This window comes from Hydrocoleum sp. CS-953, assembly GCF_002260545.1.
Lineage (GTDB): Bacteria > Cyanobacteriota > Cyanobacteriia > Cyanobacteriales > Microcoleaceae > Trichodesmium.
In genome coordinates, this window is sequence record NZ_LGSU01001427.1 from 1 (window position 1) to 12,838 (window position 12,838).

A 12,838-nucleotide genomic window follows, 5' to 3' on the forward strand; every position below is an offset into this window, starting at 1 on the left:
GGATAGGAAGGGGGTTGGGGGGTGAGGTTTTTTAATGCACATTTTCAAGCTTGACAGGGCACTACAAACATAAAATTTAATTATAGCTAATTATCGAGGCATTGTATCGCTCCACATATTTTTTGTCGAAGATCGACAAGATTGATCTTTTGCTGTTGATTTTCGACAATGCTTTGATTGGCTTGTGCTAGACTTTCCTTAGTTATGAATAAAAGCAGTAACCAGAGGGTGTTTCTACATTTAATCTAACCGTAGGTTGGGTTGAGGTACGTTTGCGGAGCATTTCCAACGGAAAAACCCAAAAACAACAGATACAACTTTGTTGTTGGGTTGCGCTGTCGCTTTTTCCTTCGGAATGCTAGCGCAAACATGTCGCGCAGCGTTTCATGTCGGCTCTTAGCCGAAAACCCAACCTACGTCTAACTAATTGTGCAAACAGCGTTTTGCTCCTACATCTAACCCAAAACTTAACCATTACAAATCCTATGATGATCAAAAAAATGTTCAAACCTTTAGTTTCCTTTGCCATTCTACAACTAGCTGTTGCCCTACCTGCTACAGCAACTAGCAATATTCTTTACCTAAACTCTATCCGTGGTTGGGGTACTGGTAGCTTAGGCAATTTTCGTAGTACCATCGCTGACTTTGTTGATAACTACGAAGATGGCAATGTATTCGATGTTGATTTTGTGCAAACCCATGTTTCAGGAGATTTAGCATCTTTTCTCAATGCTAAACCTATCGACTATTACGACCAAATTTGGTTTGATACAGGAATCTACAAAACTTCCCTTCTTAATGCAGCAGACTTCGATGCTCTCAATACATGATCAGCAAACAAGCAACCAGAGTTTATCCTTGACAGTTCCTTTGCCTTCCGCAACAAAAACAATATTACCATGACGGCTTCTGCTGGAGCAATGACTGTTAATCAAGCACTAGCACTACAGGATGTTGGAGGTGGTATTTTTATTGGCACAGATCATAATGATTTTGCCTACACTGCCAACCAAGTTCTTGCTAATTTTGGCTTCGATAATTTTTTCACTGGCATTCATCATATCACCTCAAACGGCTCTTTCGTAGGCGACTCCATACTTGCTCCTAACTCCGTTGGTTCTGACTTTTTCTACAATCATCTACAGGGTTTATCTACAACAAACGTACCCATCGGGACTCATGTTTTAAACGAAAACGGTGGCAACCGCACCATCAATATATATGAAAACAAATTTTCATATAGTCCGAATAAAATTGCACATATTGATACCAGTTTCGAGCCAGGTAGCCGACTCTCAGATATCATAAACCCAGAACCACCACCAGAGTCAGTTCCCGAACCAGGTTCAATTTTTGGTCTATTTCTATTAGGTGGTTTCGGTGTTCGTTCCCTACTATTGCGACATACGCAATAATACAAAACAATACATTGCCATTTCTAAATCCGTTATTAGAGCGATCGCTCTATTGAGATACAAACATCGTAGGGGCGAATGGCCATTCGCCCCTACAACACCGAACGTTCGCCCCCACATTTTTTGTCGATTTTCGACAATGCTTTAATTGGCTTGTGTTAGATTGACTTGGTTATGAATAAAAACAGTAACCGCATTTTTACAGAGGTGTTTCTACATTTAATCTAGGGCAAACTAACCTTTCTCCCTACATCTCACCCAAAATACCAATTTAATACTTTCTTGAATTAAATATAAAATGGAGGAACAATTTCAAATATGAAAGCAAAACTGTTTTCCTGTGTAACTACAGTAAATCTTGTAGTTAGTTTAGTTTTTGCCCAACAAACAAAAGCAGCAACTTTAGAGTTTTTCGATCACAATGATTTTGTCAATTCTACTGGAAAGTTGACTGTTATTGACTTTGATGATTTACCAACAGGTAATGGTGTTTTATCGGGAGACGAATTCGGGAGTCAAGGTCTGATAATTGTTCAGCGTGAAGGTCTTCCTATAAATGTACTCAGTGGCAAAGATATCGACATGGGCTTTCCAGGCAATGTAAATTCAAAGCCTAACGTTATCTCTTCCTCATTCATTCTAGGAAACTACAACAATACAAATTCGGACAATTTTGATTTTCTCCTTGCCAACCCTTCTTTCTCAGCAGGACTATGGATAGGAAACACAGGCTCTGGAGGCAATGATACAACAGAAGTCCAGTTTCTTGATAATTTCGGTCAGGTTATTGCTAACGAGATTATTGGTTTTCATAGTCCTGGTCTGATTACTGGTAACAATATTTACGACAATCGCATTTTTTACGGTATTATGAGTACAGTACCTATTGCGACAATTCGTACAATAGAACCAGCTTTTGATGGTGACGGGATTACATACGATGATATTCAATTTGATTCCCCGGAATCTCGTAGTGTTCCCGAACCTAGTTCAATTTTTGGTCTATTTCTATTAGGTGGTTTCGGTATTCGTTCCCTACTATTGCGACATAAGCAATAATAAAAAATAATACATTACCATTTCTAAATCGGGTATTAGAGCGATCGCTCTATTGAGATCAAAACATCGTAGGGGCGAATGGCCATTCGCCCCCACATTTTTTGTCGATTTTCGACAATATTTATCTTTTGCTGTCGATTTTCGACAATGCTCCGATTTTTCTGTTCTAGAATTTTATTGGTTGTGAATATCAAGAACAACCATAACCTCACCAAATCTCCTACCACTAATTTACATTGTGCGGAAAAATGAGTTTTATTACCAAAAATAAAAAATTAGCAGCATCTATTAAATTTAAAGATATTAAGTCTCGGATCAACCAAACTATTAAAAATATCCTTTTTAAGAATTTAGAAAAACAAATCTCCCTAGTTACTGAACTAGAAAACAATGGGGTTATCTGTGAGGTTAGTAACAAGATTTATGAAGATTTATTATGTTTTGCCAATCAAGATCCCTCTGCCAAAAAATCTCCAGAGTACATTCTGGAAAGCTATCTCTCCTTTCAAGCAGTTTTATCCTACAGAGTTGCTAACGCATTGTATTGTTTTTCACAAATGTTACAAACAAATGAGTCAGTAATTAATCTACAAATAATTGCACGGAAAATATCTGAAACGGCAAAAGTAAAAACAGGTGTTGAGATACACCCTGCAGCTAAAATTGGTAGTAGATTGATAGTAGACCACGGTTACGGAACTGTAATTGGTGAAACGACTGAGATTGGAGATGACTGCTACATCCTGCAAGGAGTAGTTTTAGGAGCAAAAAGTATAGCTGGAAACTATGATAGTAAGAGGCATCCAACTTTGGGCAGTAGAGTCGAGGTAGGTAGTTTTGCCAGAATTTTTGGCCCTGTAAAAATTGGTGATGATGTGAAAATTTCTCCCTGGGCAGTTATCACCGAAGACATTCCTAGTAATTCCAAAGTGATTGTGATTACAACTAATCAAGTTGTTAAGAGAAGAAATTTTTAGCAAGTGAATCTATAATAATATTGATACTTCTTAGAAAATGCCTTTGATAATTTCAATATGCAGATATCATCCCCTATCAACCAACTTACCGAAAAAGCAAAACAGATACTCAATCAAATTACCTATCTCACCTTAGCAACAGTAGATCAAGAAGGACGCCCTTGGAACTCACCTGTCTATTATGGCTTTGATAAAGATTACACATTTTATTGGTCATCATGGACAGAAAATCAGCACTCTCAAAATATTATTAATAATGGGCAGGTTTTTGCAGTTGTTTATGATTCAACAGTATTGAGTGGAGAGGGATTTGGTGTTTATTTCCAAGGTATAGCTGAAGTTATTGAAGCAGAAAACGAAATATTCAATAAAGCAATTGATAGTATCTACACGAAAAATGGCAAACCAAAAAGAGACAAAAAATATTTTCTTGACTCAGGAAAACGACGTTTATTCCGGTTTATGCCAACAACTATTTGGGTTAATGTGACAGAACCTTATGAGGATTATTTTCTGGATAAAAGAGTAGAGATTACAAAAGAAATTAAGCAATAAAAAAAGCCCATATTGCGGGCTTTAAAATTCCGAGTTATAAATACAACTTTCCTCATAATTTCGCGGGATCTACATAAATATAATTGTCAGAATTTTTGAGTAATTCTACAGCTTCTGTAAGATGCTGACGGTTTGCTTCTGTTGAAAGAAGATAGTCTGTTTCATCAGTTTCAGCAGATTCTTTAATTGACATACTCCCGACGTTACCCTTACGGGACAATGCGGGATTCTTCAGTCTGGGAAAACCTGACCGCTGTTTTGACAGAGGTGATGTCCTCCCCCTGTATATTGAGCTTGATTATAACAAAATGTACCTAGTTAGTCAAGGCTATAGGAACGTTTAGCTTANCTTATGAAGGTATCCGAATCTTGGCCCTGGCTTTCCCATACGACGCTAAAGGTGCGGGAGAGCGCGGGACTTCCCGCCAGGAAAGTTAATAAAATTGCTTCGACAACTGTTCCTTCTGGTAAGTCGAGGGGAGGTAAATCAAGTTGACCGTTTTTAATAGTTGTTTGATATTTTAGTGTATTCATAGAATTGTGCCATTCTTGAGACTTTTTACAGCAGTTTTCATGCCAGTAGACCATAGTAGGGGCGTTTGCGGAGCATTCCGTTAGGAAATGGCCATTCGCCCCTACTTCCTATTCCAATACCTCGAAAGATTGAACTTCCAAGACTGGACCAATCATTGCGATCGTCATAACATCATCTCGCACCACACCTGTAACGTTCACCTTCTGGTCAGACTTACATAGCTCGGTAGGAGCATCCTTTAATTCATAAGTTGCACCATCAGTCACTAACGCCCAAGTACCAGTACCAAATCCTTGTTTTTCCACAGTACCACTCACTGTAATACTCATGCTAACCTTTCCTCTGTTCTAATTGCCAAACGTGCTAAACCTAAGCATAGCAGGGCATTCACAACTAAGAAAATCTGAGCAGGTATACCAGCACCTAATCCCCAAACTGCGGGATCGACAACTGCACTCACAATTAAACAGCTAGCGACACCAATAGCAGTACCGATCGCTACCCACTTCCATTGCTGATTACCTAATAAGAACNCATGCTAACCTTTCCTCTGTTCTAATTGCCAAACGTGCTAAACCTAAGCATAGCAGGGCATTCACAACTAAGAAAATCTGAGCAGGTATACCAGCACCTAATCCCCAAACTGCGGGATCGACAACTGCACTCACAATTAAACAGCTAGCGACACCAATAGCAGTACCGATCGCTACCCACTTCCATTGCTGATTACCTAATAAGAACACTATTAATAATGCTGGAATCAAAACACTAGCAAAAATGGGATTCAAAATACCACTACCTTGAATTGCTCCACCCAGTTCAGGTACAGAACTACCCATCACACGCATTGGCCATTGAGGTAAATCAAATACATAGAAACCACGCAGGAAAAATAACCCACTGCTACCAGCAACTAATCCGGTATGTAGGGGGAAACTCCAACTGAAAGGGAAATAATTCCGTAGCAACCAAGCTAATAGATAAGACCCTAATACCATTGCTAGCTTTGGTAACAACGCCACTGCACCACCATCTAGCCAAAAACCAGGATTGAGATAACCGTTATCATGCAACCACCGGAAGAAGTCCCGGAAGGTGATTTGACCTTTAATTGCTAACTTGACTGCTGCTGCTGCATCCAACTGACCTGCACCAAAATGATTTAGTGGGTCTTCTTTAACAGTTCTGGCAGATTTTTTGAGAATGTTGGTGATTTCTTCTGGGTCTTCAATACCACTAGCTTTGATTAATGCTGCCACTCCCGCAACGTGGGGAGATGCCATACTTGTTCCTTGGAAGGAAGCAAATACACTCTTGCCATTTTCTGGGTTAATAGTTTCTTGCAGAATACCGCCAGCTTCATTTTGACCTTTGGTGGAACCACCAGGAGCAGAAATATCAACTCCTGCACCAAAGTTGGAATATGGAGCTTTTTCTCCAGCGGGATCAGTAGCGGAAACACCGACAACATGGGGATAACGAGCAGGATAGCTGGCTGAATTTTGGTTAGCATTACCTGCTGCAGCAATAACAACTACCCCTTTATTATGAGCATAGTTAATTGCTTCTTTCATTATTTGGCTTTCACCGCCACCACCAAGACTCATGTTAATAATGTCTGCACCATTATCAGCAGCAAATTTTATGGACNGATCAGTAGCGGAAACACCGACAACATGGGGATAACGAGCAGGATAGCTGGCTGAATTTTGGTTAGCATTACCTGCTGCAGCAATAACAACTACCCCTTTATTATGAGCATAGTTAATTGCTTCTTTCATTATTTGGCTTTCACCGCCACCACCAAGACTCATGTTAATAATGTCTGCACCATTATCAGCAGCAAATTTTATGGACTCAGCAATATCAGAAACTGTTCCACCACCACTAGCAGCTAATACTTTTAGAGGCATGATGCTAGCTTCGTAGGCAATACCTGCTACACCATAATTATTGTTGGTAGCTTGGGCAATAGTACCTGCAACATGAGTACCGTGACCATTGTCATCGGTAGCTGATGTGCGATCGTTAACAAAATCGTACCCTGCTACAAATTTGGTTTTTTCTAGGTCGGGAACTTTGGAAACCCCTGTATCAATAACTGCTACAGTTATCCCATCACCTTTGGTTTCATTCCAGGCAGATTCGACATTGATACTCCGGAGGTTCCATTGTTTCCCATACATTGGGTCGTTAGGAACGCCGTCACCACTGTCAAAGATGATGGCATCTGCGCTATAGACATAGTTTGGTTCTATATATTCAGTATATTTGCCTAGAGAACTTCTTAAGTTTTTGAGGAGTTGGCGATCGCCCTTGACAATATATACATTATCTGATATAGAAAATTCACTATTTAGACGAGGTGTGACTTGGTATTCATCAGAGATTGTCCTAATTTCATCAACAATTTTAGNACCACTGTCAAAGATGATGGCATCTGCGCTATAGACATAGTTTGGTTCTATATATTCAGTATATTTGCCTAGAGAACTTCTTAAGTTTTTGAGGAGTTGGCGATCGCCCTTGACAATATATACATTATCTGATATAGAAAATTCACTATTTAGACGAGGTGTGACTTGGTATTCATCAGAGATTGTCCTAATTTCATCAACAATTTTAGTAACTCCGATGTCTTCACGGAAGTCTAACACAATTGAGTCGTAGGTTCCTTTATTGGCCAAACCAGAGAAATTAGATAAGGCCCAACCAAGCCCAATTAAGAATAAGCAGACAAACAGAAATTTTTTCATTGTTTGAGATATTCACTATAACTGAGGACTTTTTTACTACGATAGCTTAGAGTTTGCAGTATTGGACGGTTTTTTCATTACACTAATAGTCTATATAGTAGAAAATCTAAAGGTTAATATGGAAAGAGGTTTATTGTGGTTGCCCCTATTGGGTGTATTTATTTGGTTAGCTTGGGCTGGTTGGAATGAGTATCAAAAGTTGGAAGCTTATCGTGCTTGGGCAGAATCTTTTGAGAAAGCCAAATATGATATTTATGCAGTATTGGGTCAGAATGGTGAAAGTATAACTTGGGGGAGACCTACACGCAAGGGACCTGTTAATTTGGAAACTTTTTCTTTGTCAGATGTGCGATCGCTACAATTATTAGTTAATAATAATTTAGTAGATCCGGAAAATCCACCAAGTCAAGGTAAAGTAGTTCTGGAGTTTATTTTTTCTAATTCTAAAAATATCCAAATTCCTTTTACAGATATTGATTTAGCTGTTAATTGGTGCAAATATTTACAGCAAAAATTGTATAGCGCGTAGCGCTAGGGAATAGGGAATAGGGAATAGGGAATAGGGAACAGGGAACAGGGAACAGGGAACAGCAAAATATTAAAGAGTTTTTCCTGCGGAAATGCTCCGCAAACAGGATTTAGAAATGTCCTAACCTTTGCTTCGACTGCTATAGTAGTTTAATTCAACTTTAGTAAATTTATCTGTTCCCTAAAAAAAATAGATATTTCATCAAAAAATTTCGGAACGTTTCATAAAAAACTGTTCACCATTTCAAGGATATATCCAATTTTTCTGAAAGGCAAGAGGAAATATAAAAGCTAAATGATTTTTAGCTTACCTTGCTATAAGTTTAATGAATTTCCGGGAATTATTATAGTATCAATTTTAGATTATAAAATCAGGACTTATGCAACAAAAACAATTATACCAATTACCAAAAGTAATGCTATACTTGATGAAAACTTCAGTTATTAAGTAATTACTTTAGTGTCATAAATTTTTTGCTGATTTTAGGTGATTTAATGTTAATTATTCTTGATTTTTTCTTCTCCTGTAGGGACGTTGCAAAGGCAAAAATGCGTTTTCCGTTCCGGAATGCTCCGCTTTCCATGTCGCGCAGCGTTATCCTGACGGACTGCTGCGCAAACATGTCTGCTCTTAGTCGTTAGCGTTTGCGGAGCATTCCGATAGGAAAGCTTTGCGCCAGCAAAAACGTCCCTACACTTCCCTACTCAATCAAATGTAGAAAAGTTTTTGAGAAATGGTGTTATATGCCATCTGTAGGGGCGAATGGCATTTGCTAACGCAAAGCTCCGCTTTATATGTCGCTCCGCGTTAACGGAGTTGTGCGATAGCAAAACGCCCTTACTAAAGGGGGCACTTTTGACTTTTAATATAGAATCAGGGTATATAGTATATGTTTACAACTAGACTTAAATATTCAATCTCCCCTACTCCTCCTCTCCCCTACTCCCCCATTCCTCCAACTATATAATAAGTATTCAACCGGATTTGATATAAATTCTCTACCTCCTAAAAAAATGGTATTAAAATTTCTCAAAACAGTTAGTAAAGCAGTGACAGAAGCAGGCAAATTTGTTACTCTTAAAAAAGATGGTAAATCTACAACCATAGTAACTACAAAAAATCCAGCTTTAGTCAAACGAAAACAAAATATTCAACTAGAACAATTAAAACTAGAATATATTCAAAATCAAGATAACTTTGATTTAGAAAAACTGACTCCAGATAATTCCCAAGAATTACAGGAATTTATTCAAATTACCGAAACTACTAGACTCGAAACAAATATAGATTTTCCAAGATGGCTGTTAGAACAAGAAAAAGCAATTCAAATAGAACTACTCAAACAAAACTATGAACTCCAACGAGAATTAGTCGCCTATCAACGAGAAACTTCTCTGCAAATTATAGAAGAACAAAAAAGATTAGAAAATTCTCCTATCTGGTTAGTTGCTGCCGATATTATTAACTCTCATCCAGAGGAAAAAATTCTGCCTCTGCGAGTTTTCTTTGCTCCGCCAAAACTTGTATTTGATAGACTTGAAGCAACTAATAATTCTCCTAATTTTTTTCCCAATCTTGAATTAACTTTAGCAGAAAGCTTACGACAATTTTTCAGAAATTATGCAGCTCAAGACAGAGAAATTGATTTTTTAGCAGGAGCTTGGGTAAGTAAATCTTTTCATAGTGAAGCTAGTATTAAAGCTTTATTTGGTGTCTTAAAATCTCAGCCAACTTTAGTTTTAGAATCAGAAGTTAATGGTAATTATCTCAATTTTAGAATTGCTTATTGGAGTTTGGGTTGGTCAAAATATCGTTACGACCCAGTTATTTCCAAGTTACCTTATCGAGATATTTTATATGAATCTGCTAAACTCCGAGCGCGTCGATGGTTAGCAATTAGGTCTAAGTTAATTGCTACTGGAGAAAAAGCAAAAAGAATTGATGAACTGTATGCTGGGAATAATTTAATTAACCTCAAAAAATTACAGCGAGAGCAAAAATTTAGAAAGGCTGGAATTGACATTAGTGAGTTGGATATGACTTATATTGTCAATCAAAAAGACTTTGAAGAATTAGGGAAATTTTTAAGTCTTTATCATTGTGTATTTGCTGGCTTAGTAGCAGATGAATATTTTTTAGTTGAATATAATCTCCCTCCTATTTTGCCGGAATTATTGCCGAATTTAATCAAAAATTTGCCAGAATCTTCAGAAGTTGATGAGATGATGGAAGCGGTGATTTTCTATTATCAAAAAATTTATCAAGTTTTAGAGACTAAACGTTCTGGTTGGATACCAGAATTAGTTTTAGATTTAGCTCAAAGTCTAGCAAATTTACAGAATAAAGTTTGGGCAATTACACAAATAGAAAATTCTCTAAAGTCTTGGTTAAAATTACGGGGTTTATCCTCATCTCCAGAAGAATTAATTTTGCTATTAGTAGAAATGGAATCTGTGGTAAAAACGGAAGATTTGGAATATGTAAATAAATTAAATCAATGTTTAAAAGCTATTGGCGAAACAAGGCAAATAAATATAAGAGAAATTTGCTATCAACGGGGATTAAATAATTTTAAAAAGGAAAATTATTCAGCAGCAATAAGCGATTTTGACCAAGCTATAAAACTCAATCAAAATTGGGGAGAGGCTTATTATAATCGTGGTTTTATTTACGCACAAATCGGAAAATATCAGGAAGCAATTAATGATTTTACCGAGGCTTTGCAGATAAATGAAAATTGGGTAGATGCCTATAATAAACGCGGTAATACTTTTAATCAATTAGGGCAATATGAACAGGCAATCGCTGACTATGAACAAGCATTAAAATTGCAGCCAGACTGTGAAGAAGTACGACAAAACTTAGGCATTATTCAGGGAGTTTTAGCAGCAAGAAAAGACAAACAACAAGAGGAAATAAAACCAAAATATCCACCTGTTCAAAAAATAGCAAAACAACGGCAACATAAATTAGAAAATTTTGTTGTAGTTAATGAATTTCAAGCACATTCAGAAGGAGTAAGTTGTCTTGCTATCAGTCCCGATGGGCAAATATTAGCTAGTGGTAGTTATGATGACACTATTAAGTTATGGCGCTTGAGTACGGGAGAAGAAATTGCTACTTTGGTAGGTCATTCTGACGATGTGGAGTCAGTCGCGTTTCATCCCGATGGCGAGATATTAGCTAGTGGCAGTTACGACCGAACTATTAAACTTTGGCAGTTGAGTACAGGTAAAAATATTCGTACTCTGAGCGGAAATTCGGAAGATATTGAGTCTGTAGCATTCAGTCCCAATGGTCAGATATTAGCGAGTGCAGGGGATGATAACGAAGTTAAGTTGTGGCAGTTGAGTACAGGTAACGAACTTCATACTCTCAGGGGTCATTCTGAGAGGGTTTGGTCTGTGGCATTTAGTCCTGACGGTCAAATGTTGGCGAGTGGCAGTGGTGACAATACTATTAAGCTTTGGCATTTAGCGACAGGGCAAGAAGTTAAAACTCTCTGGGGGCATTCTGGTTATGTGAGTACGGTTGCGTTTTGTGCTGATGGTGAAATGTTGGTGAGTGGGAGCGATGACAATACTATTAAGGTCTGGCAGTTGAGTACAGGTCTGGAAGTAGGTACTTTGACTGGGCATTCTCAAAGTATTTGGTGTTTGGCAGTCACCTCCGATGGTACTTTGGTGAGTGGCGGTGCAGATAATTTAATTAAAATTTGGCAGTTGAGTACGAGTGAAGAGTTGGGTACTTTGACTGGTCATAATTTAGGAGTCTTGGCAGTGGCAATTTCTCCTGAAGGTGATGTTTTAGTTAGTGGTGGTGGTGATGGTTGTATTGACATACTCCCGAGGCTCCCCTAGGGGAGAGCGCGGGATTCTTCAGCCAGAAAAGCTCTGACCGCAGTTTTAACAGAGGTGATGTCCTCCCCCTGTGTTGATAGCAATCCAATTTTCTGTATCAGAAGTGCTGAGTTATAGTCTCTGTCTAGTTCCTGTCCACATCTAGGGCAAGAATGCCAGCGCTCTGACAAGCTCTTAGACACTCTGTTTAGACACTCCCAACAATGTTGAGATGTACCTTTTGGGTCTACTTTGATGATTCTCTTGCCAAGTTTCCAGCCTACATACTCTAATACTTGAATAAACTGGCCAAATGCTGCATCTTGCAAAGACTTATTTAATCCTGACTTAGCTGATTGACCATTGGGTAAGAATTGACCATTATGACCTAATTTGGCTTTGCAACGTCGAACTAAATTAGCTATCTGCAAGTCTTCAATGAAAATAACACTTACATCACTAAACAGATGATAAGCCAGTTTGAATTGCCAGTCTAACCGTTGTCTAGCTATTAGTTGATGTAGCTTAGATATTTTACCTTTGAGAATTTTCCAAGGTAAGGAATGTTTTTGTTTCTTAGCTAATCTCATCTGAAGTTTAGACAAACGATGCTCAGAAAGCCTGAAAAATTTAGGAACTTCTAGAAACTCACCATCAGATGTAACAGCATAGTGCAACAATCCTAAGTCAATACATGCATGAGTTTTCTTCGGTGGGTTGAATTTCTGCAACCTCTACAGGTACAGTCTTATCTTCTATCGTGAAACTGATATACCATCCATCAACTTCACGAATTACTGTACCCGTCTTAACCTGGAAACCTTCTGGTATTGAGCGATTGTACACAAAGGGGACTAAACCAATTTTTGGTAAATTGACACAAAAACGACCATTAGCATTTTTGACTATATTGGCATTTGATAACTGAGGATAACTGAACGAGTTATAATAATGCCTTCCCTTGAATTTCCGTCTACCACTAGTTTTGCCGTTTTTGTCAGGTTGGGTAAAGTTATCCATAGTAGTTTCTACGCGCTGAATAACATCCTGCAAAACCTGGGAGTGCATAGACTTATACTCAGGAAATAGTTTTTTAGTTTGTGCTAAGTCTGCCAGTTGAACAGTTTCCCAACATACATAACCATTAACTATGTTCGGATGCTTATCCCCTTT

General features: G+C 38.1%; 13 protein-coding genes and 4 pseudogenes. 7 read left to right on the forward strand and 10 right to left on the reverse strand.

Annotation, left to right across the window (positions count from 1 at the left end; translation table 11 throughout):
- Positions 1 to 485: 485 nt before the first annotated feature.
- Positions 486 to 830 (forward strand): hypothetical protein, encoded by a 345-nt coding sequence (locus AFK68_RS29350; RefSeq protein ID WP_143437780.1) that lies wholly within the window; start codon positions 486 to 488, stop codon positions 828 to 830.
- A 69-nt stretch (positions 831 to 899) separates the two neighbouring features.
- Positions 900 to 1,415 carry a PEP-CTERM sorting domain-containing protein gene (locus AFK68_RS29355; RefSeq protein ID WP_094672821.1) on the forward strand — a complete coding sequence of 172 codons (516 nt, stop codon included), beginning with the start codon at positions 900 to 902 and terminating at the stop codon, positions 1,413 to 1,415.
- On the opposite strand, the gene AFK68_RS37540 is transcribed toward AFK68_RS29355, so the two are convergent.
- Positions 1,395 to 1,535, reverse strand: a complete 141-nt coding sequence (locus AFK68_RS37540; protein ID WP_168186703.1) for a hypothetical protein — start codon at positions 1,533 to 1,535, stop codon at positions 1,395 to 1,397. The two genes, AFK68_RS29355 and AFK68_RS37540, sit on opposite strands and share 21 nt — an antisense overlap.
- Before the next feature lie 198 nt (positions 1,536 to 1,733).
- Here AFK68_RS37540 and AFK68_RS40150 point away from each other — a divergent pair, with 198 nt between their 5' ends.
- Positions 1,734 to 2,474, forward strand: coding sequence for a PEP-CTERM sorting domain-containing protein (locus AFK68_RS40150; RefSeq protein WP_210407678.1), 741 nt, complete (start codon positions 1,734 to 1,736; stop codon positions 2,472 to 2,474).
- A 35-nt stretch (positions 2,475 to 2,509) separates the two neighbouring features.
- On the opposite strand, the gene AFK68_RS35735 is transcribed toward AFK68_RS40150, so the two are convergent.
- Complete coding sequence (locus AFK68_RS35735) at positions 2,510 to 2,689, reverse strand: hypothetical protein (RefSeq protein WP_143438419.1); 180 nt, start codon at positions 2,687 to 2,689, stop codon at positions 2,510 to 2,512.
- Between the two features lie 33 nt (positions 2,690 to 2,722).
- On the opposite strand from AFK68_RS35735, the gene AFK68_RS29365 reads away from it, so the two are divergent.
- Together AFK68_RS29365 and AFK68_RS29370 are read left to right on the forward strand one after the other, a co-directional pair.
- Positions 2,723 to 3,451 carry a serine O-acetyltransferase gene (locus AFK68_RS29365; protein ID WP_094677374.1) on the forward strand — a complete coding sequence of 243 codons (729 nt, stop codon included), beginning with the start codon at positions 2,723 to 2,725 and terminating at the stop codon, positions 3,449 to 3,451.
- A gap of 57 nt (positions 3,452 to 3,508) precedes the next feature.
- Positions 3,509 to 4,006, forward strand: coding sequence for a pyridoxamine 5'-phosphate oxidase family protein (locus AFK68_RS29370; protein ID WP_094677376.1), 498 nt, complete (start codon positions 3,509 to 3,511; stop codon positions 4,004 to 4,006).
- Between the two features lie 52 nt (positions 4,007 to 4,058).
- On the opposite strand, the gene AFK68_RS37545 is transcribed toward AFK68_RS29370, so the two are convergent.
- The 6 genes and pseudogenes from AFK68_RS37545 to AFK68_RS46930 form a co-directional block, all read right to left on the reverse strand.
- Positions 4,059 to 4,199 (reverse strand): hypothetical protein, encoded by a 141-nt coding sequence (locus AFK68_RS37545; RefSeq protein ID WP_168186704.1) that lies wholly within the window; start codon positions 4,197 to 4,199, stop codon positions 4,059 to 4,061.
- Positions 4,200 to 4,648: 449 nt separating this feature from the next.
- A complete protein-coding gene (locus tag AFK68_RS29380; protein ID WP_094677378.1) occupies positions 4,649 to 4,870 on the reverse strand; it encodes a hypothetical protein in 222 nt (73 codons plus the stop codon).
- Positions 4,867 to 5,074: DUF5942 domain-containing protein (locus tag AFK68_RS42820; protein ID WP_246844537.1), on the reverse strand; the 208-nt coding region annotated here is incomplete at its 5' end. The genes AFK68_RS29380 and AFK68_RS42820, both read right to left, overlap by 4 nt.
- A gap of 1 nt (position 5,075) precedes the next feature.
- Positions 5,076 to 6,191 (reverse strand): annotated as a pseudogene (locus AFK68_RS29385) (DUF5942 domain-containing protein); the annotation flags it as partial.
- Between the two features lies 1 nt (position 6,192).
- Positions 6,193 to 6,957: pseudogene (locus AFK68_RS29390) on the reverse strand (S8 family peptidase); the annotation flags it as partial.
- A gap of 1 nt (position 6,958) precedes the next feature.
- Positions 6,959 to 7,297, reverse strand: a pseudogene (locus AFK68_RS46930) (peptidase S8); the annotation flags it as partial.
- Between the two features lie 118 nt (positions 7,298 to 7,415).
- Between AFK68_RS46930 and AFK68_RS29395 the strand changes: the two are divergent.
- Complete coding sequence (locus AFK68_RS29395; protein ID WP_168186705.1) at positions 7,416 to 7,826, forward strand: hypothetical protein; 411 nt, start codon at positions 7,416 to 7,418, stop codon at positions 7,824 to 7,826.
- 1,013 nt (positions 7,827 to 8,839) lie between these two features.
- Complete coding sequence (locus tag AFK68_RS29400) at positions 8,840 to 11,686, forward strand: tetratricopeptide repeat protein (protein ID WP_094677380.1); 2,847 nt, start codon at positions 8,840 to 8,842, stop codon at positions 11,684 to 11,686.
- On the opposite strand, the gene AFK68_RS29405 is transcribed toward AFK68_RS29400, so the two are convergent.
- Together AFK68_RS29405 and AFK68_RS37550 are read right to left on the reverse strand one after the other, a co-directional pair.
- Positions 11,683 to 12,342 carry an RNA-guided endonuclease TnpB family protein gene (locus AFK68_RS29405; RefSeq protein WP_094677382.1) on the reverse strand — a complete coding sequence of 220 codons (660 nt, stop codon included), beginning with the start codon at positions 12,340 to 12,342 and terminating at the stop codon, positions 11,683 to 11,685. The two genes, AFK68_RS29400 and AFK68_RS29405, sit on opposite strands and share 4 nt — an antisense overlap.
- A gap of 10 nt (positions 12,343 to 12,352) precedes the next feature.
- Positions 12,353 to 12,838: pseudogene (locus AFK68_RS37550) on the reverse strand (hypothetical protein); the annotation flags it as partial.